The organism is Halococcus salifodinae DSM 8989 (assembly GCF_000336935.1).
Lineage (GTDB): Archaea > Halobacteriota > Halobacteria > Halobacteriales > Halococcaceae > Halococcus > Halococcus salifodinae.
The window spans coordinates 24,465-48,192 of the sequence record NZ_AOME01000016.1; the positions used below are offsets into that span (position 1 = coordinate 24,465).

Annotated in this window: 22 protein-coding genes; 10 read left to right on the forward strand and 12 right to left on the reverse strand. The window is 65.4% G+C overall.

All coding sequences use genetic code 11. The features are described from left to right. Window positions 1-25 precede the first annotated feature (25 nt). From C450_RS04105 to C450_RS04115, 3 genes are all read right to left on the reverse strand, one after another. On the reverse strand, window positions 26-877 hold the full coding sequence (locus C450_RS04105) for a transcription initiation factor IIB (protein WP_005040360.1): 852 nt from the start codon (window positions 875-877) through the stop codon (window positions 26-28). 69 nt (window positions 878-946) lie between these two features. Further along, on the reverse strand, window positions 947-1,372 hold the full coding sequence (locus C450_RS04110) for an HIT family protein (protein ID WP_005040362.1): 426 nt from the start codon (window positions 1,370-1,372) through the stop codon (window positions 947-949). Between the two features lie 58 nt (window positions 1,373-1,430). Next, the gene (locus C450_RS04115; RefSeq protein WP_005040363.1) at window positions 1,431-2,060 is read right to left on the reverse strand and encodes a uracil-DNA glycosylase; all 630 of its coding nucleotides are present in this window, start codon (window positions 2,058-2,060) and stop codon (window positions 1,431-1,433) included. A gap of 114 nt (window positions 2,061-2,174) precedes the next feature. Between C450_RS04115 and ileS the strand changes: the two genes are divergently transcribed. Further along, window positions 2,175-5,390: an isoleucine--tRNA ligase gene (gene ileS / locus C450_RS04120; protein WP_005040366.1), complete on the forward strand. Its 3,216-nt coding sequence runs from the start codon at window positions 2,175-2,177 to the stop codon at window positions 5,388-5,390. Between the two features lie 6 nt (window positions 5,391-5,396). Here ileS and prs read toward each other — a convergent pair whose 3' ends face one another. The 5 genes from prs to C450_RS04145 form a co-directional block, all read right to left on the reverse strand. Next, on the reverse strand, window positions 5,397-6,248 hold the full coding sequence (gene prs / locus C450_RS04125; protein ID WP_005040369.1) for a ribose-phosphate diphosphokinase: 852 nt from the start codon (window positions 6,246-6,248) through the stop codon (window positions 5,397-5,399). Window positions 6,249-6,269: 21 nt separating this feature from the next. Next, a complete protein-coding gene (locus C450_RS04130; RefSeq protein WP_005040371.1) occupies window positions 6,270-7,106 on the reverse strand; it encodes an HVO_0234 family beta-propeller protein in 837 nt (278 codons plus the stop codon). A gap of 60 nt (window positions 7,107-7,166) precedes the next feature. Then, window positions 7,167-8,297, reverse strand: coding sequence for a site-2 protease family protein (locus tag C450_RS04135; RefSeq protein ID WP_005040373.1), 1,131 nt, complete (start codon window positions 8,295-8,297; stop codon window positions 7,167-7,169). A 109-nt stretch (window positions 8,298-8,406) separates the two neighbouring features. Beyond that, window positions 8,407-8,649 (reverse strand): DUF7123 family protein, encoded by a 243-nt coding sequence (locus C450_RS04140; protein WP_005040375.1) that lies wholly within the window; start codon window positions 8,647-8,649, stop codon window positions 8,407-8,409. 274 nt (window positions 8,650-8,923) lie between these two features. Beyond that, window positions 8,924-9,751, reverse strand: a complete 828-nt coding sequence (locus C450_RS04145) for a molybdopterin synthase (protein WP_005040377.1) — start codon at window positions 9,749-9,751, stop codon at window positions 8,924-8,926. Between the two features lie 83 nt (window positions 9,752-9,834). On the opposite strand from C450_RS04145, the gene pyrH reads away from it, so the two are divergent. The 5 genes from pyrH (at window position 9,835) to C450_RS04170 (ending at window position 15,192) form a co-directional block, all read left to right on the forward strand. Then, on the forward strand, window positions 9,835-10,551 hold the full coding sequence (pyrH, locus tag C450_RS04150) for a UMP kinase (RefSeq protein WP_005040378.1): 717 nt from the start codon (window positions 9,835-9,837) through the stop codon (window positions 10,549-10,551). Then, window positions 10,544-12,226, forward strand: coding sequence for a lysine--tRNA ligase (lysS, locus tag C450_RS04155; RefSeq protein ID WP_005040381.1), 1,683 nt, complete (start codon window positions 10,544-10,546; stop codon window positions 12,224-12,226). Before pyrH ends, lysS begins: the two co-directional genes overlap by 8 nt. A gap of 93 nt (window positions 12,227-12,319) precedes the next feature. Next, entirely contained in the window at window positions 12,320-14,104 is a 1,785-nt protein-coding gene (locus C450_RS04160) for a site-2 protease family protein (protein ID WP_005040382.1), read from the forward strand. Window positions 14,105-14,153: 49 nt separating this feature from the next. Next, entirely contained in the window at window positions 14,154-14,573 is a 420-nt protein-coding gene (locus C450_RS04165) for a universal stress protein (RefSeq protein WP_005040385.1), read from the forward strand. A gap of 94 nt (window positions 14,574-14,667) precedes the next feature. After that, window positions 14,668-15,192: an HPP family protein gene (locus tag C450_RS04170; protein WP_005040388.1), complete on the forward strand. Its 525-nt coding sequence runs from the start codon at window positions 14,668-14,670 to the stop codon at window positions 15,190-15,192. Between the two features lie 46 nt (window positions 15,193-15,238). On the opposite strand, the gene C450_RS04175 is transcribed toward C450_RS04170, so the two are convergent. Continuing rightward, complete coding sequence (locus C450_RS04175; RefSeq protein WP_005040390.1) at window positions 15,239-16,084, reverse strand: formate/nitrite transporter family protein; 846 nt, start codon at window positions 16,082-16,084, stop codon at window positions 15,239-15,241. Window positions 16,085-16,185: 101 nt separating this feature from the next. On the opposite strand from C450_RS04175, the gene C450_RS04180 reads away from it, so the two are divergent. Beyond that, a complete protein-coding gene (locus tag C450_RS04180; protein WP_005040392.1) occupies window positions 16,186-17,679 on the forward strand; it encodes a heme-binding protein in 1,494 nt (497 codons plus the stop codon). 17 nt (window positions 17,680-17,696) lie between these two features. Here C450_RS04180 and C450_RS20545 read toward each other — a convergent pair. Continuing rightward, a protein-coding gene (locus tag C450_RS20545; protein ID WP_085945721.1) for an IS630 family transposase occupies window positions 17,697-18,718 on the reverse strand; the annotation gives its coding sequence in 2 pieces (ribosomal slippage) (window positions 17,697-18,224 and window positions 18,227-18,718; 1,020 coding nt in all). 428 nt (window positions 18,719-19,146) lie between these two features. On the opposite strand from C450_RS20545, the gene C450_RS04195 reads away from it, so the two are divergent. Further along, window positions 19,147-19,515, forward strand: coding sequence for a DUF7344 domain-containing protein (locus C450_RS04195; RefSeq protein WP_005040401.1), 369 nt, complete (start codon window positions 19,147-19,149; stop codon window positions 19,513-19,515). 1 nt (window position 19,516) lies between these two features. On the opposite strand, the gene C450_RS04200 is transcribed toward C450_RS04195, so the two are convergent. Continuing rightward, window positions 19,517-20,674, reverse strand: coding sequence for an aldo/keto reductase (locus tag C450_RS04200; RefSeq protein WP_005040404.1), 1,158 nt, complete (start codon window positions 20,672-20,674; stop codon window positions 19,517-19,519). Window positions 20,675-20,783: 109 nt separating this feature from the next. Further along, a complete protein-coding gene (locus C450_RS04205) occupies window positions 20,784-21,167 on the reverse strand; it encodes a DUF7344 domain-containing protein (RefSeq protein ID WP_049909824.1) in 384 nt (127 codons plus the stop codon). A 248-nt stretch (window positions 21,168-21,415) separates the two neighbouring features. On the opposite strand from C450_RS04205, the gene C450_RS04210 reads away from it, so the two are divergent. Both C450_RS04210 and C450_RS04215 read left to right on the forward strand, forming a co-directional pair. Beyond that, window positions 21,416-22,141, forward strand: a complete 726-nt coding sequence (locus tag C450_RS04210; protein WP_005040409.1) for an Nmad3 family putative nucleotide modification protein — start codon at window positions 21,416-21,418, stop codon at window positions 22,139-22,141. Between the two features lie 772 nt (window positions 22,142-22,913). Next, window positions 22,914-23,603 (forward strand): helix-turn-helix domain-containing protein, encoded by a 690-nt coding sequence (locus tag C450_RS04215; protein WP_005040411.1) that lies wholly within the window; start codon window positions 22,914-22,916, stop codon window positions 23,601-23,603. The last annotated feature ends 125 nt before the right edge of the window (window positions 23,604-23,728 follow it).

Genomic DNA, 23,728 nt, shown 5'->3' on the forward strand with positions numbered 1-23,728 from the left:
CCGGCGGCGTGAGCCGCGGACCGAGTCACGCGCGCAGCGCCTGGTAGGTCGCCCGGAGCGTCACCGGCGTCACGTCGGCGACCTCCGCAGCCGCCTGCTGGGTGAGGCCGTGGTCGGTTTCGGTCGCTGCGGTGTAGAGACAGGCCGCAGCCACCCCGCTCGGGTTCCGACCGCTGACGAGGCCACGGTCGCGACCCTCGGCGACGAGTTCCCGAGCCCGGGCCTCGACTCCGTGAGGTAAGTCGAGCTGGCTGGCGAATCGAGCGAGGTACTCGCTGGGATCGATCGGCCCGGTCGGGAGGCCGAGATCGCGATTCAGCGCGTCGTAGGCCGCGGTGAGTTCGTCCCGTGATGCCTTCGCGACCGTGACGATCTCCGCGAGCGTGCGCGAGACGCCGTCGGTTCGACAGACCGCGTAGATCGTGGCGGCGGCGAACCCCTCCAACGAGCGCCCTCGAAGGAGGTCGGCGTCCTGAGCCGACTCGAACAGCACGCAGGCCCGATCCCGCACGCTGTCCGACAGCCCGAGCGCACAGACTTGACGGCGGATCTCGGTGAACGCGTACACCCGGTTGCGCTCGGCTTTCGAGGCGATCCGCGAACGGGTGTGCTGGCGGCGGAGTCGCGCGAACAGTCGGCGTTTCCGTCCGGTGAGCCTGGTCGAGCGCCCGATCTCGGTCGAGAGGCCACGGTCGTGGCGCGAGCGCGTCAGCGGTGCGCCGGTTCGCTTGCGTGTCTCACGCTCGAACGACCGCCACTCGGGACCGCGGTCGATCTCGTCGACCGCGACGACGAGACCACACTTGGTGCAGACCGTCTCCTCACCGACAGCGACTAGCCGTCCATTGCATTCCGGACAGCCACCGCTTGATTTCATACTCGTAGATAACTACATTCTATGAACTTAATAGTTTATGATTTGTCGTTCGAGTCGTTCGATGACCGATTACTGCGAATCGCGAACGTCGTCGGCGATCCGATCGAGATCGTCGTCGGCGAGATCGGGCCGGTCGCCAGCGACGACGTGGATCGGCGCGCCGCCGTCGCCCTCGAACCGCGGGATCACGTGGCCGTGGACGTGTGGCACCTCCTGGCCGGCGGCCGAGCCGTTGTTGAACGCCACCGTGGTGGCGTCGGCGTCGACCGCCGCCTCGACTGCCGGCGTCAGCCGGTGGAGCGCAGCGAAGACATCGCTAGCGAGGTCCTCGGAGAGGTCGTCGAGGCGCTCGTGGTGGTCGTTGGGAACGACGAGCGTGTGGCCCGGCGCGAGTGGGTTCGCGTCGAGAAAGGCGGTCACGGTGTCGGTTTCGTGGACGATGCGGCCGGGGATCTCGCCGGCGATGATTCCACAAAAGGGGCAGTCGGCGGACATGGCTGATCCATCGCGCGCACGAGGCAAGAACGTTCTGCCGTGGGTCGTTCTGCGGGCGTCAGCCGATCCCGGTGAGCGTCTCGTCGATCGCAGCGAGATACGATTTGTAGGTATAATCGAGCCGCGACACCCAGACTTCTTGGTAGGAGGGGTGGAGCACCGGGACCAGTGTGGTGTCGAGACCAGGCAACGAAACGGGTTCGAGCACCGATTCCAGAAATCCGTCGATCGCCCGGTTTTCGGTCGCCAGCAGACTCTCGGTCGCGTGCTTACCCGTCGCAACTACGGCCCGCGGCTCGACCCTTCCGATCTCGCGTTCGAGGTACGGTCGGCAGTTCGTGCGTTCGTCGGCGGTGGGTTCGCGGTTCGAACCGTCCTCACCTTCAGGGAAGCACTTCACAGCGTTCGTGAAATAGAGTTCGTCGGGGTCGTAGCCGAGATCGGCGAACAGTTCCCGAATTTTCCGGCCGGAGTGACGTGCTGTGTAGGCCATCCCGGTCCAGTTCCCGCCCTGCCAGCGATCGGCCTCGGGCGTGCCGGCCCCTGGCGCTTCGCCGACCACCACGAGATCGGCGTCGAGCGAGCCGTTGCCCCACGAGATGCACTCGCGAGAGTCGACCAGCGCGGGACAGCGCCGGCAGTCGGCGGCGAGGGCGTTCCTCGACTCCGGATCCGGGAACTCGGGCACGGTCGGATCAGCGGTCGGCGCGGGCTTGAGTCTGGTCCCTGGCTCCGGTCGCGATCCCGCTGGCCGGTCTGCCCAACCGAGGCTGCTTTAGTCCCCGGGACGGATACCACTGCCATGAGCAGGTTCGAGGACGTCGCGGATCGGTACGATCCCGACACGGTCGAGGAGCGGGTATTCGACCACTGGGACGAGACCGACGCCTACCAGCAGACGAAAGACCACCGCGCGGACGAGGAGCCCTTCTTCTTCGTCGACGGTCCCCCCTACACTTCGGGTGCAGCCCACCTCGGCACGACGTGGAACAAGACGCTAAAGGACGCCTACATCCGGTATCACCGAATGCGGGGCTACGACGTGACCGACCGTCCCGGGTTCGACATGCACGGCCTCCCGATCGAGACGAAGGTCGAGGAGAACCTCGGCTTCGAGAACAAGAAGGACATCGAGGCGTTCGGGATGGAGCCGTTCATCGAGGAGTGCAAGGAGTACGCCGAGGCCCAGTTAGAAGGCCTCCAGTCCGATTTCGAGTCCTTCGGCGTCTGGATGGACTGGGAAAACCCCTACAAAACTGTCTCTCCGGAGTATATGGAGGCGGCGTGGTGGGGGTTCGAACAGGCCGCCGACCGGGGCCTCGTCGAGCAGGGGAAGCGCTCGATCACCCAGTGTCCGCGGTGTGAGACCGCGATCGCCAAAAACGAGGTCGAGTACCACGAGGTCGAGGACCCCTCGATCTACGTGGAGCTCCCGCTCCGCGAGCGCGAGGGGAACCTCGTGATCTGGACGACCACCCCGTGGACGGTCCCCGCGAACGCCTTCGTCGCGGTCGACGAGGACGTAACGTATCAGGAGGTCCGCGCCGAAAGAGACGGCGAGAGCGAGGTGCTCTATCTCGCGGCCGACGTGGTCGAGGAGGTCCTGCAGAAGGGCCGCTATGAGGACTACGAGGTGCTCGACGAGTTCGACGGGAGCGAGATGCTCGGCTGGGAGTACGACCACCCGCTGGCCGAGGAAGTGCCCGACCACGCCGACGGCGACGGTGCGGGACAGGTGTACCACGCCGATTACGTCGAGGTCGACAGAACTGGTCTGGTCCACTCCGCCCCCGGTCACGGTCAGGAAGACTTCGAGCGGGGCGAGGAGCTCGGCCTCGACGTGTTCTGTCCGGTCGAGGGCGATGGCGTCTACACCGACGAGGCCGGAAAATACGCCGGCGAGTTCGTCCGCGACGCCAACGACGGGATCATCGCGGACCTCGACGAGAAGGGACTGCTGCTCGCCGAGGAGACCTACGTCCACGACTACGGCCAGTGCTGGCGATGCGACACGGACATCGTGTTCCTCGCTACCGACCAGTGGTTCATCACCGTCACCGACATCAAAGACGAACTGCTCGCCAACATCGAGGACAGCGAGTGGCATCCCCCCGAAGCGCGCGACGAGCGCTTCCGGAACTTCGTCGAGGACTCGCCCGACTGGAACGTCTCCCGTCAGCGCTACTGGGGCATCCCCGTCCCGATCTGGACGCCCGAGGGTGAGGAGGACCGCTCGGAGAACGGAGTGACCGACGACGAAAGCGAGATGGTCGTGGTCGGAACGCGCGAGGAGCTCGCCGAGCGGGTCGATCAGGACGTCGATCCCGACGCGATCGACCTCCACCGGCCCACCGTGGATGACCTGACGATCACCGAGGACGGCACCACGTACACCCGCGTCCCGGACGTGTTCGACGTCTGGCTCGACTCGTCGGTGGCGTCGTGGGGCACTCTCGACTACCCCGGCGAGACGGAGGCGTTCGACGAACTCTGGCCCGCCGACCTCATCATGGAGGCCCACGACCAGACCCGTGGCTGGTTCTGGTCCCAGTTGGGAATGGGCACCGCGGCGCTCGGCGAGGTTCCCTACGATGAGGTGTTGATGCACGGCTACGCCAACATGCCCGACGGGCGCGGGATGTCGAAGTCGAAGGGTATCACGATCGAGCCCGGTGAGATCGTCGAGCGCCACGGGGCCGACGCGATGCGGCTGTTCCTGCTGTCGGTCACCCCGCAAGGCGACGACATGCGCTTCTCGTGGGATGAAACGGAGGAGATGGAGCGTACGCTCAACATCCTCTGGAACGTCTTCCGATTCCCGCTGCCGTACATGCGCCTCGACGGGTTCGATCCCCAGGAGACGACCCTGGCTGCTGTCGAGGATGCGCTCGAACGCGAGGATCGGTGGGTGCTCTCGCGACTTCAGACTGTGAAAGCGGAGATGGCCGACGCATGGGCCGACTTCCGCCAAGACCGTGCGCTCGACGCCCTGCTCGATTTCGTCGTCGAGGACGTCTCCAGATTTTATGTCCAGGGGGTCCGCGAGCGGATGTGGGAGGAATCGGACAGCGACTCGAAGCGCGCGGCGTACGCCACGTTCTACCGCGTGCTGGAGGAAGTCGTCGCGCTGCTCGCGCCGTACGCGCCGTTCGTTGCCGAGGAGATTTATGGCACGCTCACCGGCGATGCGGGCTTCGACACCGTCCACATGTGTGACTGGCCCGAACCCGACGACGACCTCCGCGACCCCGATCTCGAACGCACGGTGGCGGTCGCGCGCGCCGTCGAGGAGGCGGGTTCGGCCGCCCGCCAGCAGGCCGAACGCAAGCTCCGGTGGCCCGTCACTCGGGTCGTGGTCGACGCCGAGAGCCAGGCGGTCGCGAGCGCGGTCGACGACCAGCGCGATCTCGTCGCCGACCGATTGAACGCCCGTCGGGTCGAGCTGATCGACCCCGAAAACCGGTGGGACGAACTCACATACAGCGCCGAGGCCGACATGAGCCTGCTCGGCCCCGAGTTCGGGGATCGTGCGGGAGAAGTGATGACCGCGCTCAACGAGGCCCGTGTCGAGGAGCCCACGCTCGCGGCACTCGAAACCGCCGTCGCAGAGCAAATGGGCGAGACGGTTAATCTCACCGAGGAGATGGTGACGATCGTGACCGAGACGCCGGACGGAGTCGCCGCGGCCGGGTTCGATGTCGAGGGCGGCGGCACGGTTTACGTCGATACCGCACTCACTGAGGACATCGAGAGCGAGGGCTACGCTCGCGACGTCATTCGCCGAATCCAGGAGATGCGCAAGGAGCTCGATCTCGATCTCGAAGAGCGGATTCGCGTCGAGTTCGCCGTCGCCGACGACCGGGTCGGCGATCTCGTCCGCGAGCACGAGGCCCTGATCGCCGAGGAGGTCCGTGCCGACGAGTTCGGGGCGGTCGAGGACGGCCACCGCCGCGAGTGGGACGTCGAGGACACCACGGTGGAGATCGCGGTCAAGCCGCTCGCCGACGTGCGAGCGTAGCTCGGACTATTCCGACAGCGCGTCGGCGAGCGCTGGCGCGACGCTCACGGTGCTCTCGGCGCGTTCGATCGTGTCGGTGCCGTGGACGGCTTCGACGCCGGCGCGGGCGAGACGGGTTCGAGCCGTGCCCGCGAGCACAGGATGAACGCAGGTGACGAACGCGCGGGCGGCGTCGCGCTCGCGGAGATGCGAGATGGCCGTCGCCATCGTCGAGCCGGTGGCTACGATGTCGTCGACGAGCACGGCGTCGCGCCCGGCGACGTCGGCCGCGTGGGGTTCGATCTCGACCTCGGTGGCGCTGTGGCGGGTTTTCTCGAAGTGATCGGCCGATCCCTCACCGTACGCGTCACGAACGGTCGTCGCGAGCTCGCGCGCGCCGGCGTCGGGCGCGAGGAACACGGGATCGTCGAGAGCGGGGAGGGGAGCTGCGAGTTGGCCGGCGGCGTCGACGGTGTCACACGGCACGTCGAAGAACTCGCTGACGCTCGTTTCGTGAGGATTCACGGTGAGCACGCGGTCGGTGCCCGTGCTGATCGCGCGGGCGACCGCACGGGCCGAGACGGGCTGGCCCGCCGCGAACGCGCTATCTTGGCGGGCGTAGCCCATGTACGGCAGGACGGTGACGACCTCGCTCGCGCCCGCCTCGCGCACCGCGTCCTGGAGCTGGAGGGCTTCGAGGTGGGCGTCGCTCGTCGTGGTCGCACAGACCACGATGGCGCGGTCGGCGTCGAACTCCGGAACCGAGGCACAGAGCTCGCCGTCGGGAAACCGCTCGTACTCGGTGGCCGCGAGCGGCTCGTCGAGCTCGGCGGCGAGCGAACTCGCGAGCGATTGGGACGTCGAGGCGCTAACGATCATGCGCGTGTGTTCGCGGGCCGCCTAAACCTGTTTTCGATCCGGCCGTGCGACGACCGCCCGGACGCCGCGTAGCCCCAGTGGGTGATCGCGCCAGCCGTCGTCGGTTTCAGAGAGTAGCGTTCCGTCCGCCGTGACGGCATAGACACCGCCACCGGACGCTGATTTCGCCCTGCCGTATGCGACATCGACGACCGCCCGATCGACGCCATCCACAGCCGACCACTCGCCCTCGGTGTGGCGATACAGCGTCTCAGCGGTCGCGGCGTGTGCCCGACCGATCGCCCCCAGCTCGGCCGTCCCGCGATCCGTGCTCACCATCGAAAATGTTCCATCAAGAGCTGGCAGCCAGCCGTTGCCGAGTCGATAGAGACCGTCGGTGGTCGCGGCGTGGGGCGTTCCCGCGGCGGCGACATCGTTGGCGTCGTCGAGTCCGACGTGCTGGCAATCGGTGCCGGTGCATCGATAGACGCCATCGGCGGCCGCGATGAGGCTGCCGTCGATTGCGTGCGGCTCCTCGACAGCTCCGGCTATTTCCCACTCGCCGTCGATGCGGCGCGCCACGGTCCCGTCAGGGGCAGCGGCGAGGAGCGTTCCGTCCGAGCCGACCGCCGCTGCCCGACCGAACCCGGTCGACTCAGCGTCTTCGCCGGTGCCGAGGAACACGTCTTCGTCGGTCGCGGCCGCGAGTCGATCGTCGTGGACCGCGAGATCGTTGGTCGCGTCGCGGTCGAGGAGCTCGATCTCGCCGATCCGTGCGCCGACGACCGCGACGCGAGCCAGCCCCGTCTCGCTGGCGACGAACAGCGCCGTCTCATCGCTATCCGGCCCGTACACCCGCTTCTCGTCGATGCTGCTCATGCCCGAACACGACCGCCGACCGTCGAAAGCGTTCCGGCGCACGGGCGGCCGGCGGCCGTTTCACGGCATGACGAGCTCGAACGGCACCGGCGTGAAACAGAGCGCGCCGAGACCGAACGTGACGATGCCGAGCGCAGTCCGTTTCGCGTCGAGTCCGTCCTCGTAGATCGGGGTTGCGGGACCGGCGTACGCAAAGCCGAGGGTGAACACGCCCCAGAGAACCCAGAGGAAGACGGCGTTGAACGCGGCCTCGCGGACGTAGTAGAGGTACGCTGCGAGCCCGAACAGCGCGGCCGGGACCAGCGCGCCGACGGTCTCGTGGCGCTTGCCGACCATCGCGCGCACGAGGTGGCCGCCGTCGAGCTGGCCCACCGGGATCAGGTTGAGGAAGGTGACGAACATCCCGACCCAGCCCGCGAACACCACGGGGTTGACGACATCGCCGCCCGGATACGTGAGTGGCTGCCCGGTGAGATCGGCGAGTATCTGGACCAGCGGCGGGTAGTTGAACGTGATCGGGATCGCCGGCTCGGGCACCGGATCGAGATACAGCCCGACGACCGTGACGACGCAGGTCGCAATCAGGCCGGCGAGCGGCCCGGCAACCCCGATGTCGAACAGGCTCTTTCGATCGGGCATCCGGCCGCGCATCCGGATCACCGCGCCCATCGTCCCGATCACGTTCGGCAGCGGGATGAAATAGGGCAGACTCGCGTCGACGCCGTGATACCGACTCAGCGCGTAGTGGCCGAGTTCGTGAACTCCGAGCACCGAGAGCACCGCGAGCGCGAACGGCCAGCCTGTCAGTAGGTTCGTGGGATCGCTGAGGTCGGCTCCGTACCACCGGCTGCCCGCAACGAGCGTCGAAAGCACCGTGAGCGCCGCGAAGAGGAGGTTGGTCCACGGTACCCCGTCGATCCCGGTCGAGCGCGGTGTGGCGACGAGGACGTATCGTCTGCCGCCGGTCTCGACGCCAGTCAGCGGGTCTCGCCGAGGTTCGTTCGTCAGCCGGACCTCGTAACCCCAATCACGGAACACCGGCCAGAGCCGGCGTTCGAGCCGTTCTCCCGAGACGAGTGGTTCGCCGTAGTATCGGAGTTGCCCGTCGTCGACGGTGACTTCGGCGACGCGAAAGAGTCCCGCGAACGCCTCGGGCGGCGGTCCCTCGGCGCGCGGCTCGCTGTCGTCCATCATCCATTTCTCGTGACGGGGAGGGATAAGCCTACAGACCGTTCGTCGAGCGGGATGCGCCAACGGGGACCCGATTCAGAGCGGGAGCGCGAACAGCCTACCCGGACGATTACGCCGGCTCGACGCGCCACGTCGTCGCGCTGGTGTACGACCACTTCTCGATCTCCAGATCGGTCGCCGCGTCGCTGAGCTTGCACATCAGCGCGCCGATCTCCTTCGGCGAGAGTCCCACTTCGTCCGCGATGAACTTGCTCTTGAAGTAGAGCTCGCCGTCGGCAGCGTTGCGTTCGAGATACGCCTTCAGCCGCTGTTCTTTGGGGTTCGCATCGACCGTGGGCTGTGTCGTGCTCATTGTCGGCCTCCATCCAGGATGTACAACCCCAATGTATTATACCCGACAGATGCTTCGCGTAGCTTCGGGTCCCTTCACGATGTGATCGGTCCATACGCTCGTTTCACGACGCTTCGAGAGGGCGCGAGACGTTTTATCCGCCACGCTACGTTTCTCGATTCTTTTTTCGGCGCACTCGCCGTCCTCCGCGGGCCGGGAGCGCGTCACACGACGTGTTCGGCCATATGCCGGAGAAAATTGCCGATTTGTGGTCGATAGAGTGCGTCGTGATGGCTTACGCGCGCTCGTGGAGCCAGAACTGCTCGTCGGCCGTGACCTCCTTCTTGAAGATCGGGACTTCGTCCTTGAGTCGGTCGATACCGTCCGAAACCGCCGTGAACGCCGCCTCACGGTGGCCCGCGAGCACCACCACGAACACGATGTCCTCGCCCGCGGCGATGACACCCGTGCGGTGGTGGGCGAGCACGCGCTGGACGCCGTCACGGGCTTCGAGGTCGTCGATGATGGCCGCGAGACGCTCGTCGGCGACGCCCTCGTAGGCCTCGAACTCGAGGTGTTCGGTGGGTGCGTCGTCGTCGGCGTCTTTCGTCCGGACGCGGCCGGTGAAGGTGGCGATCGCGCCCGAGCGGTCCGCGTTCGGTGCGGATTTGACCTCCGTGACCAGCGATTCGAGCGTGACACGGGGTTCGAGGTCGTCGATCGCCGCACACACCGCGTCGAGATCGATCCCATCCGAATCGGCGGCCGCCGCGAGTTCGTGGCCGGCGTGGTCGCGGTCGCCGAGGACCACTGCCGGGAGGTGACGGCCCGAAAAGCCCTCGACGATGGCGTAGTCGTGGTCAGGTGCGAGATCGTCGAGGATCTCGTCGAGGTCGCGTGCGTCGCCGGTGGCGAACCAACCATCCTCACTGACGCCGTAGGTGACCGCTGCGCCCGCGCTGCGGTGGCGATCGGTGTCCTTGCCGTGGGTGTCGATGTCGGGCGCGTGATCGAGATGTTTGATCGTGGCGACCGATCCGCGCTCGTCGAGGCGGTCGACGAGTCGCTCGATCAGCGTCGTCTTCCCCGAGTCCGAGGGGCCGACGACGGCAAGGGTTTTCATACCGGATCGGGAGGCCGCGACGCGCTTGTACCCTTCGGCGGGGTTGACAACCCTTATGCGTGCGTCCGGGCAATCCGGCAGCAATGAAACTCGTTCTCTCGCTCGGTGGGAGCGTTCTCGCACCGAGGGATCCCGAACGCGTCGGCGCACACGCTGCCGTCATCGAGGATCTCGTCGAGGCGGGCCACACCGTCGGTGCGGTCGTCGGCGGCGGCACCGTCGCTCGCGAGTACATCCACACCGCCCGCGAGCTCGGCGCGAACGAGATCGAACTCGATCAGCTCGGCGTCGACACCACCCGGCTCAACGCCCGCCTCCTGATCGCGGCGCTCTCAGAGCGCGCAGCGACACGCCCCGCACGCAACTACGAGACCGCAGGCGCGGCGCTCAGACGCGGCGAGATCGCGGTCATGGGTGGCGTCGCACCCGGCCAGACCACCGATGCGGTGAGCGCCGCGCTCGCGGAGTACGCCGGCGCGGATCTGCTGGTGTACGCCACTAGCGTTCCGGGCGTGTTCGACGCCGATCCCGCCGAGGACGACAGTGCGCATCGGTTCGAGGAGCTCTCGGCCACCGAACTCGTCGACGTGATCGCGGACATCGAGATGACGGCCGGCGCGAGCGCTCCCGTGGATCTGCTCGCGGCGAAGATCATCGAGCGCTCGGGCGTTCGGACTGTCGTGCTCGACGGCACCGACCCCGACCGGGTCGCGGAGGTCGTCGACACCGGCAGCCACGACGGCACCGACATCATCCCCCAAGCCGCGGACGAACCCACCTACTGGGCGATGGATGACTGACGAGAGGTCAACCGGCAGCGAAACGCCCGACGACGCCGTCGACGACCCGTACGTCCTCAGTGGTTCGCAGCCACACGACTTCTGGGCCGAGTCGGTCGCAAAGCGAATCATCGAACGCAACCCGGACGATCCCATCGTCATCAAGGGCGGGATCTCGCCGTCGGGAGTACCCCATCTCGGGAACATGAACGAGATCGCGCGGGGGTACTTCGTGGCCGAGGCGCTGCGTGACCGGGGGCGGACGGTGCGACAGATCTTCACCGCCGACGACCGTGATCCGCTTCGGAAGGTTCCCCGCAAGCTCGCCGACCTCGACGGCAACGTCGTCGGACTCGACGAGGTCGACGCCGGCGCGCTCGGTCGCAATCTCGGCAAACCCTACACCGCGATCCCCGACCCGTTCGGCTGCTGTGATTCGTACGGAGCACACTTTTCGAACCTCATCGAACGGAGCGCAGAGTTGCTCGACATCCCCGTCGAGACGGTCTCGAACACCGAGCGCTACGAGTCGGGTGCGTTCGACGACGTGATTCACCAGCTCCTCGAACACCGCGAACAGGCACGGAGCGTGCTCGCGAAGTACCAGGACAAAGTCGACGACGACTACGTTCCCTTCCGGCCTATCTGCGCCGAGTGTGGCCACGTCACCGAGACGGACGCCGTCCAGAGCGTCGATCTCGACGCTGAAACCGTCGAGTACGTCTGTACTGACGTCGAGGCCGGCGATCGGATCATCGAGGGCTGCGGTCACGAAGGGACCGCCACCTTCCGCGAGGGAAAGCTCCCGTGGCGCTTCGAGTGGCCCGCCCAGTGGCAGGTGCTCGACGTGGACTTCGAGCCGTTCGGGAAGGACCACGCCGAGGGCTCGTGGCCGAGCGGGGCCGATATCGCCCGGAACGTCCTCGGCGACACTCCACCAGTCCCGATGGCCTACGAGTGGTTCACGCTCGACGGCGAGCCGTTCTCGTCCTCGACGGGCCACGTCATCATGGTTCAGGACGCCCTGGAGTTCCTCGAACCCGAGGTGCTCCGGTATTTCTTCACCAAAGACCCGAGCAGGGCACGGGATTTCTCCATCGAGCGCGCCGATCAGTTGGTGGACGAGTTCGACGAGTTCGAACGGACGTACTTCGGTGAGTTTGCATCGGGACACAAAATGGAGGGCGAGGCCGAAGCGGCCTACCCACTGCTCGTCGAATCCACAGCCGAGCAGCCGATTCGCCTTCCGTACACCTTCGCCGCCGTGCTCGGCATGACCGACGACATCGAACTCCGTGAGAAGATGGCTCGTCGTCAGGACCATATTCCCGAGAGTGCCCCAAAGCGTTCGGTCGAGGAGGCTCTCGGGCGTGTCGAATACGCACGCACGTGGGCAGAGCGCGTCGACAACGCCTACAACTACCGCCTCGCGGCCGACCTCCCTACCACGGAGTTCGACGCCACCACCGCGGCCGCGCTCGACGACCTCGCCGACTTCGTCGAGGCGGGCCACGATGGCGAGGCGATCCAGAGCCATATCTTCGAGACAGCACGGCGACACGACCTCGACCCCGGCGACCTGTTCGCCGCTGGCTACCGACTCTTCTTCGACACCGACCAGGGGCCACAGCTCGGCACCTTCCTCGCCGATCTCGACCGCGCGTTCGTGGTCCGTCGCCTCCGGCGCGAAGCGTAGCACCGAGACGGAAGCGCTGCTCGGCGTGGGGCTGGCCCGGCATCGCACGGGCAAACCAAACCCTCATGGCCGCGAGGACCGTCCGAACGGGTGATGGTTAGCACGCTGGTATGGGTGCTTTCGGGGTTTCTCCTCTATACGCTCGTTGCGACGGCGCTCCAGTCCTGGGGCGTCCTGCCGAGTTCGGTCCGGGTGTCGGGCCCGATCACGACGATCCACACTCAGCGTGGGAAGCAGTTTCTCGACTGGCTCGCGACGCCGAAGCGGTTCTGGCGGGCGTGGGCCAACGTCGGCGTCGGGATCGCGCTGGTAGTGATGGTCGGCTCCTTCCTCGCGGTGATCGTGAGTGCCGTCCAGATCTTCAACCGGCCCGAGTCCACGGTCATCAGACAGCCACAGGACGCGCTGGTGATCCCCGGCGTCAACCAGTTTTTGCCGCTGTCGGTCGCCCCCGAGATCGTGTTCGGCCTCCTGGTCGGATTGGTGGTCCACGAGGGCGGCCACGGCCTGCTCTGTCGGGTCGAGGACATCGACATCGAGTCGATGGGGCTCGCGCTGCTCGCGGTGATCCCGATGGGCGCGTTCGTCGAACCCGACGAAGAGAGCCAGGCGACCGCCGACCGTGGGGGCCGGACCCGGATGTTCGCCGCGGGCGTCACCAACAACTTCGCGATCACGGTGATCACGTTCGCCCTCCTCTTCGGTCCGGTGGTCGGCTCGATCGCAGTCGCGCCCGGCGTAGCGGTCGGCGGCGCGCTCAACGGCACTCCTGCGGCCGACGCCGGGATCGATCGCGGCGACGTCATTACTGGTGTCGACGGTCAAGCGGTGGCGAACGCGAGCGAGTTCGACGCTGCCCTCGCCGACGCGAACCGCACAGTCGACGTCTCGTTGCAGGACGGCAACACCACCACGGTACAGCGGTCAGTCGTCGTCACCAGCGCGGTCGCGGACGGTCCGCTCGCCAAGGGGACGACGATCGAGGCGGTCAACGGCACCACCGTCGGCACCGAGCGCGCCTTCCGCGCGGCGCTCGACAACCGATCAACGGCACAGCTTTCGACCGACAACGGGACCGTGACGATCCCCGTCGGCGCGGCCGCGACCGTCACGCCCGGTGGCCCGCTGGCGAACGTGAGCGACGGCCTCGCGGGTGAGTCGGCCGTCATCACCCACATCGCCGGCGAGCGCACGCCGAATCGAACGGCGCTGAGCAACGAGCTCGATGGAACCGAATCGGGCGAGACGGTGCGCGTCACGGCGGCCGTGAACGGCGACCGCGGGAACTACTCGGTGCGGTTGGGCGAGAACCCCGACACCGGCAGTGGGTTCCTCGGCGTCAGAATCTCGCCGGGCACGACCGGGCTCGTGGTCGATGACTTCGGGATTCGGTCGTATCCCGCCTCGCAGTATCTCGGCTTGCTCGGCGGCGACGGTGCGGGTGGCGACGGAGCGGGCGGAGCCGGTGGACTGGGTGGTTCGCTGATCGCCCAGTTCCTCGTGGTGATCTCGCTGCCGTTCGCGGGGGCGGTCCCAGGAGGTGGCGGGCTCGTCAGCTTTGCGGGCTTCGTCGGCCCGGTTCGGCAGTATTTCACCGTCACGGGGCCGCTGTCGTTCCTCGGCGGTGGCGTGTTCACCCTCGCGAACGTGCTGTTCTGGACCGGCTGGATCAACGTCAACCTCGGGCTGTTCAACTGCATTCCATCCTTCCCGCTCGACGGCGGCCACATCTTCCGGGCAAGCACCGAAGCGGTGGTCTCCCGACTCCCGATCGGAAGTCGCCAGGCGCTTGCCGGCGCAGTGACGACGGCGGTGACGCTCACGATGGTCGGCGCGCTCGTCGTGATGATCTTCGGGCCGACGTTGCTGACCGGCTGATAGGGACGTGCTGCCGCAGGCTTATCACCGGCCGTGGACTGGTTCGATCATGGGCCGACGACTGCTCGTCCCGCTGACCGACTCGACACACTCGTGGCCCGGACTCGACCACGCACTCACGGTCTTCCCGAAGGCCGACGTCACCGTACTGAACGTCATTGACCCCACGGGAGCGGGCTACGGCGAGCGATCCGGCGATAGTGAATCGGACGCCGACACCGCCGAAACGGCTGCCGAGGAGCTGTTCGCGGCGGCCGACGAGCTGGCGGCGGAGTACGGCGCGACGCTCGATACGGCGGTCGTGGAGGGTCGTCCTGCCGATGCCATCACCGCGTACGCCGACGATCACGATATCGACGCGATCGTCATGGGCAGTCGCGGGCGCTCCGGCGTCTCGCGCGTTCTGTTGGGAAGCGTCGCGGGAACGGTCGTGCAGGATTCGTCCGTTCCGGTGACTGTCGTTCCCTGATTCCCGTACCGAAAATCTCGGCGGAGCAGCCACCATCGATCGCCACCGATCGGGATTCAGGGGCGTTTTAGGCGCGGCCATCGAACCACCGACGATGGACGATCGGCTCGCCACGGGCCTCCATACGGGGCTGCTCATCGCCGTTATCGGTGTGCTCGCGTGGGCAACGGGCCTGCCGGCGCTGTTTCCGAGCCTCGGCCCCTCGGCGTTCGTTCTCGCCACCTTCCCCGAGAGCGAGGCGAGCGACACCCGGCGAGTGGTCGTGAGCCACGCGATCGGTGTCGTCGCCGGCCTCGCTGCGTACCATCTCTTCGCCGGCGGTATCGTCGTGACGAGCGAGATCGCGCCGCTCTCGCTCCTCGGCCTCCGACTCGCCGCCAGCGGGGTCGGAGCCATCGTGCTCACCGTGATGGGGATGATCCATCTCGGTGTCCGCCATCCGCCGGCGTGTGCGACCACGCTGATCGTCGCGCTCGGGCTGCTATCGAACCCTCTCGAAGGCGTCCTGATCGTCGCTGCCGTGGTCGTTCTCGTCGTGATCCAGCGATTGCTCCTCCTGACCGACGCGGCACTCGACAGGCGTGGCGTTTTCGCCATCGGTCGATCGCGTTCCGACTGAAGGTGTGTTGAAGGGGTGTGTCGACGCGTGCGGACAGTCGCCGGGGTCAGGAATCCTCGATACCGTTCGCCTGAAAGTCGACATCCTTCTCCTCGCCCGCGAGGGCGATGTGGCCGTAGTTGAGGAGCGCGACGAAGACCGTCCCACCGAGCACGTTGCCGATGGTCGTGAAGACGATGAACGGGACGAACGCGCCCGGCGCGACGCCCGCATCGAGTACGATCGCCGAGAGCACCTCGGTCGTGCCGAGGATCGCGTGGTGGAACGGACCGAACCCGATGGCGGCGGTCGTGAGCAACACGAAAATGATCCGACCGACGGTGTCGCGGCTGGCGGCCGACAGCCACGTTGCCATCCCCATCAGCCACCCCGCGACGACTCCCGAAAGGGTGATCGTCCACCACGGAAGGCCGACGAGCGCGCCCGCGAGCGAGCCGAACGCGCTCGGATCGGCGATCCCCATCGGTTCGCCGATCGCCGCGATGAGCGCGACGAACGCCGCACAGCCGAGCAAGTTCGAGACGTAGGTCACGCTCCAGATGCGCCCGAGGTCGCGGAGCGAGGCCCGGCCATCGAGCACCGGGAGGACGGCCATCGTGGAGTGGGCGGTGAACAGTTCGGTCTGGCCGATGACGACGAACAGAAACGCGATCGAGGAGACGCCCGCGAGCGTGACTTGTTTGGTGAGCGTCGAGTCGAACCCGCCCGCGAAGGTCAGCACCATCGCCATGAACAGCGCGCCGAAGCTCAGGTTGAGACCGGCCGAAAAGCCCGAGATGAACGTCCCGACCGCGGGCCGGTCCATCTCCTTCAGGGCGTTCTCCATCTCGCGTTCGAGGATCTTGCGATAGGAGAGCGTCGCGCCGGTGGGACCGTCCTCGTTTGCACTCATCGAACTACTGTCCGTGGATACCCACGGGCGCTAAACGGTTGGGACTGCTTGTGCCGGCGTCGAAACACAAACGCCCTTGTCGTTCGGCCCGTAGTTGCGACATGGACCGACGAGAGCCACCGCGGACCGAGGAAGGGTGGTACGTGCTCCACGACTTTCGGACGGTGGACTGGGACGCGTGGCGGGCGGCTCCCGATCACAAGCGCCAGCGCGCCATCGAGGAGGGTATCGACTACCTCGCGGCCCACGAGGCCGTCGCGGACGCCGACGCGGGCGGGTCGGCGACGTTCAGCGTGCTCGGCCACGACGCCGATCTCCTCGTGCTTCACCTCCGGCCGTCGATGGCCGATCTCGATACCGCCGAACGACGGTTCGAGGGAACGGCCTTCGCCGACTTCACCGAGCAGACCGATTCGTATCTCTCGGTCACGGAAGTCTCGGGGTACATGTCTCAGGAGTACTTCGAAGGCGAGGAGGTCGAGGACACCGGGATGGCGCGCTACATCGAATCCCGGCTGAAGCCCGATATCCCCGACATGGAGCACGTCTCCTTCTACCCGATGGACAAGCGCCGCGGGCCCGAGGACAACTGGTACGATCTTCCCTTCGACGAGCGGGCCGACCTCATGAGCGGCCACGGCGACATCGGCCGCGACTACGCCGGCGACGTCACCCAGATCATCACCGGCAGCGTCGGCTTCGACGATCACGAGTGGGGCGTCACCCTGTTCGCGGACGACCCCGCCCAGATCAAGAAACTCCTCTACGAGATGCGGTTCGACCCGTCGAGTTCGCGCTACGCCGAGTTCGGCCGGTTCCGCTTCGGTCGACGATTCCCTCCGGAGGACCTCGGCGCGCTCCTCGCCGGCGAGCCCGTCCCCACGGGCGAGGACACCGGTCATCACCACGGCGACGCGAGCGCACACGGCGACAGCCACCACGACGAGGGCGATCACGGCAGTCGTTCCAGCGACGGAGACGATGGCGAAAGCGAACAGGACATCCGGGCGGCACTCGCCGACGAGGACATCTACGCCGGCCAGCCCCACGGCGAGGACGTCCACGCGATGGTGCTCTACTCCGAGGCCGATCCCGCGGACCTCGCCGACGATGTCGACGGCCTCCGCGGCAACTTCGAGCACTACGACACCCACGTCAAGACTGCAGTGTACGAAAATCCGGACGAGGGGAACGCGGCCGTCGTCAGCATCTGGGACACCGCGAGCGCCGCCGAGACCGCCGGTGGCTTCCTCACCGACCTTCCAGGCGTCGTCTCGCGCGCGGACGTCGGCGAGCTGGAGGGCGAAGAAGCGGGCTTCGGCACGATGGGGATGTTCTACACCACGAAGCCCGAACACCGAGACGACTTCGTCGAGAAGTTCGCCACCGTCGGCGACCTCCTCGATGACATGGACGGCCACCACGACACCGATCTCCTCGTCAACCGCGAGAACGAGAACGACATGTTCATCGCCAGCCAGTGGCGCTCGCGCGAGGACGCGATGGAGTTCTTCCGGAGCGACGCGTTCGCCGACACCGTCTCGTGGGGCCAGGACGTGCTCGCGGATCGGCCGCGCCACGTTTTCCTCTCCTAAGAACCACTTTTTTATACTCAAAGACAGAGGTATTGATAGACACCTGGCGGACTAATCGATTCGAGTGCTGTCCAGACTGCTGATCGGATTTCGGCACAACTGCCGAAGTAGCGGTTTGCTAAGGCGAATTTGAGTCGACGCCAGTATTCTTCAGTTGGGTTCAGATCCGGCGATCCAGTCGGGAAATACACCAGCTCAATCGGTTCATTGGCGGCGAAGTCCTTCACCGCCCCAGCGGTGAAGTACGTCGCCTGGTCCAACAGTACAACCAGCTTCTCGCCGAACTCCGCTTGGAGATGCTCCAGAAAGCGGATCGTCACCTCACCGGTGAACGATCCGCCACACTCCAGCACCGACGTCTCGCCGTACTCAGTGACTGCTCCCAACAGGTTCACTCCCTCGCGAGAGGCCGACACGCCCACGGTCGGCCTCTCGCCTACCGGATACCATGCCGCATAGAGATCCGCTCCAACCGCTTTGCGGGTCTGATCGATCGTGACGACCGTGGCGTCCTCGTCACGGTGGCCTACTTTTTTTCGACCGTCTCTTCGAACTCCTCGCGTTCGTCTTCATCCGCAGAGGCGGGCTCCGGCCGGGGTCTCTTCGGTGAGACCCCGGCCTTGTGCATGAGCCGGCGAGTGTGACGGCGGGAGAAAGCGATATCGAACGCCTCGATGAGGTAATGCTGGGCGAGAGCTGTACTCCACGCTGGGTCGTCATATCCAGCTTCTTCAGGAGGTTCATGGAGTACAGCGGAGAACTCCTCAAGCTGTTCGTCGCTGAGCTGGGAAGGACGCCCGGGGCGAGACTTGTCGTAGAGCGCGGCGTCGAAGCCGCGCTCTTCGAAGCGGTTCAACCAGTTGTAGACGGTCTGGTGGTGCCAGCCGTACTTGTTTTCAATTGCCTCTGGAGAAAGTCCCTCTAAGTACTCACGTGCAGCGGTAAGGCGCTTGATCGCCTTCGGATCGGCCTCGTCCGCGAGTTGCTCGCGGACTCGTTCCTTCGTCAAACCGGAAATCTTGTTTCCGGATTTCGTCATGCTCTGGTTTGCTGCTGGAGCTTATCGAGACTTCCGGCCGAGAGTATACTTCGTCGGATTCGCGCGGAGCGCGAACCACTCCTCGCAAAAACCTGGACTAAAAACACCCGCTCGCTCACTACCGTTCGCTCGCGGTAGAACTGCTGGCACTCTCCGCAATCGCACAGCACCGCCCGAGCCCTCGGCCCTCCGGGCCTCGCCCTCGATCCGCCAGGACCGCTGCCGCCCCACGACCGCGCCCGCACCGCCGAAGCCCTCGATCCGCCAGGCCCGCAACCGCACCGCCCTGCAGGCGCAAGTCGTCCCGCCGAACGCCCCACATCGATCGCTGTTCAAACCGTTCACGCACGAAAACGGACGGAAGGGCCGACAACGACGCCAAACGGTCTCGGCCGTTCATCCCTGTCGACGACCACGATTCGCCCGTCATGTCCGATGTGCCGCTCGACTCGACCGACGGTCGCTCCGGCACCGACCTCGACACGACGCCATCGGTGACACCCGAAGACGCGTTCGCGGCGCTTGCCGATCCACGACGGCGAACCGTCGTCACCGCGCTCCGCGAGCACACCGGCGACACCATGGCCATCGAGACGCTCGTCGATCACGTCGTCTCGCAGGAAGCCCCCTCCGCAGCGACCCGCCGGCACGTCCACACGTCGATCACCGACGTCGAACTCCCGAAACTCGACGACTGGGGTCTCGTCGAGTACGACTGCGCCCGGAGTACGGTTCGATACATTGCTTCGCCGCTCGTCGAAGGACTACTGGCACACATCGCCGAGAACGACCGATAGCTCAGTCGCCGGCGTACTTCGCCCCGACCGCGTCGAGATCGGCACCCTCGACCGAGGACCGAAAGCCCGCCATTCCGTCGTCGCGCTCGATGTCGAAATCTCGCTCGTAGAGGCCGGCGACGCGCTCGAACTCTTCGTCCGACAGCGGCGGCGTCTCGGGGGCCGCCGCCCACTCGTCGATGTCGGCGGCAGTACGAAAGGTCGGCGTCACCGAAGCGACCGCGTCGTGGGCGAGCAGCCACTGGATCGTGGCCTGGCCCATCGTGCGCTCACGGTCGCTCCCGTCGGTCGTTCCCTGCCGTCCGCTCGCTTCGTCACCGGCGGCAGAGCCGCCGGTTTCCAGCGGGACCTCCGGTCCCGCCCGGCTCGCGGGGACCCCCTCGCGTTCGAGGAATCGCAGCTTGTCGAGCTTCTCCCAGCCCGTGTCGTACCACTCGTCGGGTCGGAATCCCCGATGATCGCCCTCGCCGAGTTCGGTCTCGGGCGTGACCTGCTCGTTCAGGAGTCCCGAGGAGTGCGGCACCCGGGGGATCAGGCTCGTGTCGGCGTCCAACTCCTCGATCGTCTCGATGAAGTGCTGTCCGGGGACCTGCTCGAACAGGTTGAAAACGACCTGGATCGCGTCGAACTCGTTCTCGATCGCGGCGTCGCCCTCCGCGAGCCACCCGATCGAGGGGCCGAGCGCCCACCCGATCGCCTCGACTTTTCCGGATTCGCGGAGTTCGTCGAGCGCTTCGAGAATATCCTCGTCGACCTCGTCGACGTTCGCGTTGTGGAGCTGGAGGAGATCGATGTACTCGGTGTCGAGCCGGTCCAGACTCCGCTCGACCGCGGTGTGGAGGTACTCCGCGTCCATCTCCTTCGGGAGTTCACCGTGGCCCGCTTGCGGGTTGTTGTAGAAATCGTAGCCGACTTTGGTGGCCAGGGTGACCTCGTCACGGACGTCGGCGAGCGCTTCGCCGACGAGCTCCTCCGAGCGGCCGTGACCGTACACGTCGCCGGTGTCGAAGAAGGTCACGCCCCGATCGAACGCGTGTCGCAGCATCTCGATCCCTTCCTGTTCGCTCCGATCGCCCCACCAGTCGGTGCCGACGGTCCACGCGCCGAAGCCCACCTCGCTCACCTCGACGCCGGAATCGCCGAGTTCGCGGTAGTGCATACGCACCGCTTGGTCTCGGGGGCACTTAGCGGACGTGGTTCGACAGAGCGCACACCCGATTCGTCGTTGTACTGCCAACCGACTCCATCGTCCGAGTGGTCAGTGTCGCTCAAGCGACGTCGAAACGGCGCGACTCGGTCTCGATCTCGGTGTATCGCTCGTTCGTGTGCGTGTCGGTGCGTACCGTCATCCGGCTTTCGGGGTCGTACTCGACGAACCCCGCCTCGATCAGTTCGGGGATGTCGATGTGGTGAAGTCGGATGGCTGTCCGCTTGCGCGCCTCGTCGCTGACGGTGTCGACGGGGACGTTATCGCGTGCCGCCACGACGTACGCCGCGAGCGTCCGGAGCTCGACCGGGTACGCGAACCTGCCGAGCTCCTGAAGCGCGACCCGCTGTCGGGCCGTCGTGATCGGCTCCGACTCGACCGACACTGGCTCCGCACCGTTCCCTACCGTTACGTGGCCGGCGGCTGGGGACGAGCGACCTGTCATACCTAACACTCCATTCGAAACAGGGAGCCGTCATAAAGAAATCCCATGAACTCTCCGTGTGAATAAATAGTTCACCGCACCGGTGCCGAAACGACGGAACGCTTCGGCCAAGCTCGATCGATCCCGAAAATCACTCTTCTCGTGGCTGGCTCGCTTCGCCGTCCCGCGCTCGTTCGACTGAACGAACGACGAGACCCGTTGCAGTCGGCGAGGGCGAGGCTTTTGCCCGCGGAACGAGTGGCCACGCCATGAGCCGGGCCGTGGCGATCAACGTCGGTGCCAACACCAACACCCCGGGCGTTCGCGGACCGGTCTGGGCCGACGGTCGGTTCGAGTACGTGCCGATCCCCGAAACCGAACCGGTCGCCGAGCCGGTGCCGACCTACGCGGATCTCGATCTCGCCACCGACCTCCCGGCGGACGTTCTCGACACTCCTGTGCATCTCGACCCCGAGTTCCCGGAGTACCCCTACGGCGAACGGTACAGCTACGGCGATCCACACGGGGTGAAGGCCCGCCCGCTCGCCGATCTCGCTACGGGCGATTACGCCTTCTTCTACGCGACACTCGCGACTGTGGACGAACCGGCGTCGTGGCAGGCTCCCGAGTGGGGTGCGTATCTCATCGGCGGGTTCGAACTCGCCCGTGATCCCGTGACCGGCGCGGCCTATTCCGATCTCCCGCCCGCCGACCGCGAACTCTTCGCCTCGAACGCTCACGTCAAGCGAGAGACGTTCGACGCCGAAGTCCTACTTGCCGGCGATCCCGACGGATCGGCGCTGTACGAGACGGCGCTCCCGTTGAGCGGCCGTGCGGCCGGTACCGACGCGAACCGGATCGTCACCGAGCTATCGAGCGATTCGGGCAAGGGACCGTGGTGGCGGCGGCCGCTTCGCTTCGACGCGGAAGCGACCGCGGAACTGCTTGCTATCCGCCGGAACGATCGCTTCACGGACTGTTTCTATAGGGATTAGGAACCAAAACCATACCTTGGTTTGGGGCTGTCTATATGAGCGATTTCGACCGAATGAGTGTAGCTTTCTGGAGAATTGTTTCAGGTTCAGACGGAGATTCTCGACCAAGCCGCTGATCGTCTCTCCAGTTCACCAGTCGGCAAATCGGTTCTTGGCTCAGTCTCCCAATCAGCTTGATCCCTCAGCCCGCCGAAATCAGCCGATCCGCCTTAACTATACAGTGCCTTGGTTTGCATTCTCTCTGATGACTGTCAGAAACCCTTCACAAGATACAGAGGCTGTATTCAGCAGTCCCGTTTTGGAAGAAGGGGTTATTTTCAAACCCGTTAGTGACTGTCGCTGAGGATCCCGGTAGGAAACATCATCGATTTACGCGACTCAGCCCCGCCCGGACAATGATGCTTCCCACGAACGAAGCTATCGCACCGATGACCGTCCACTCCACTGATCTTCCAGTGATGGGTTCACAGTCTCCGGCACACAGAATGGGATCTATCTGGACGATTCCGAGTCCCTGAACCAGCCATAGCATCCCGAGCAGCGCCACGATGGCACCACCGGTCATTAATCCAGCCGCTTTCGCGTTTCTCGTGTTGATATTTCGAGTCTCCATCAGAGTGGGATAGAGGCCGTGTATTCTCAGGGATGACGCCGAGCATGCACGCTATCTTTATAAGCTACCACACTATCTCATTTGCATGTTGGCGACGATAGCGCTTCATCTGAGGCACGATTCGAGGCGGGTCCGACAGTGCCACCGAGTACATGAATAATGACGATGGTGAGATATATAACCGTCATCATCGCTTTGGAAGAACACATTCGATCAAAGAACGGCCAACCGATACGGAGAGGCCTCAACGATCCGAGGGAGGTCTGGATCGATGGGGCGCTTGTTGCGACACAGGAAGCGATACAGTATCTCAATCTTCTCGATGACGGTACCGTTGTTGGGGTTGCCCGGTTTAGAGGCGATGCTAGCCGACTCGCAACGATAGAAGACGAAATCCTGAGGATTGTATCTTGTACTGTGACAGGTGGTGAGACGTGGCTGGCGTATATGCACTACGAGCCTGGCGAGGTCGAAACAGCTCTTCTCGAACGTATCGATACCGAAGCAATCAGTATTAACTGGCCGATGAGAGAGACTACTGACGGGCTGGAAGTCACGCTCTTCGGTGAGGATGCAGCCCTCCAACAATTGATCGCTGGTTTCCCTAACGAAGTGGACGTGACTCTCAAACGCGCGGGAGAGTATCAACCGGAGATGGATGACCCAACGGGGCAACTCACCGACCGCCAGAAAGAAATCCTCCGGGCAGCACTCGCCGCCGGATACTACGATATCCCTCGTCGTGCAACTCAACGTGATTTGGCTGCCGAGCTTGGACTGTCACGGGGGACGATCGGGGATCACCTTCGGCGGATCGAAGCGAAAATCATCCGATCAATAATTGTGTGAAACAAGCTCGAATTCACCTGTATCTATCTCTCCGACCACTTGCCAGACCCCGACTAGTCAGTGATCAATATGCGCTCTGTATCTTGCACGGCGATTCCAACGAATCGACAACCTGTGCTGTGGGG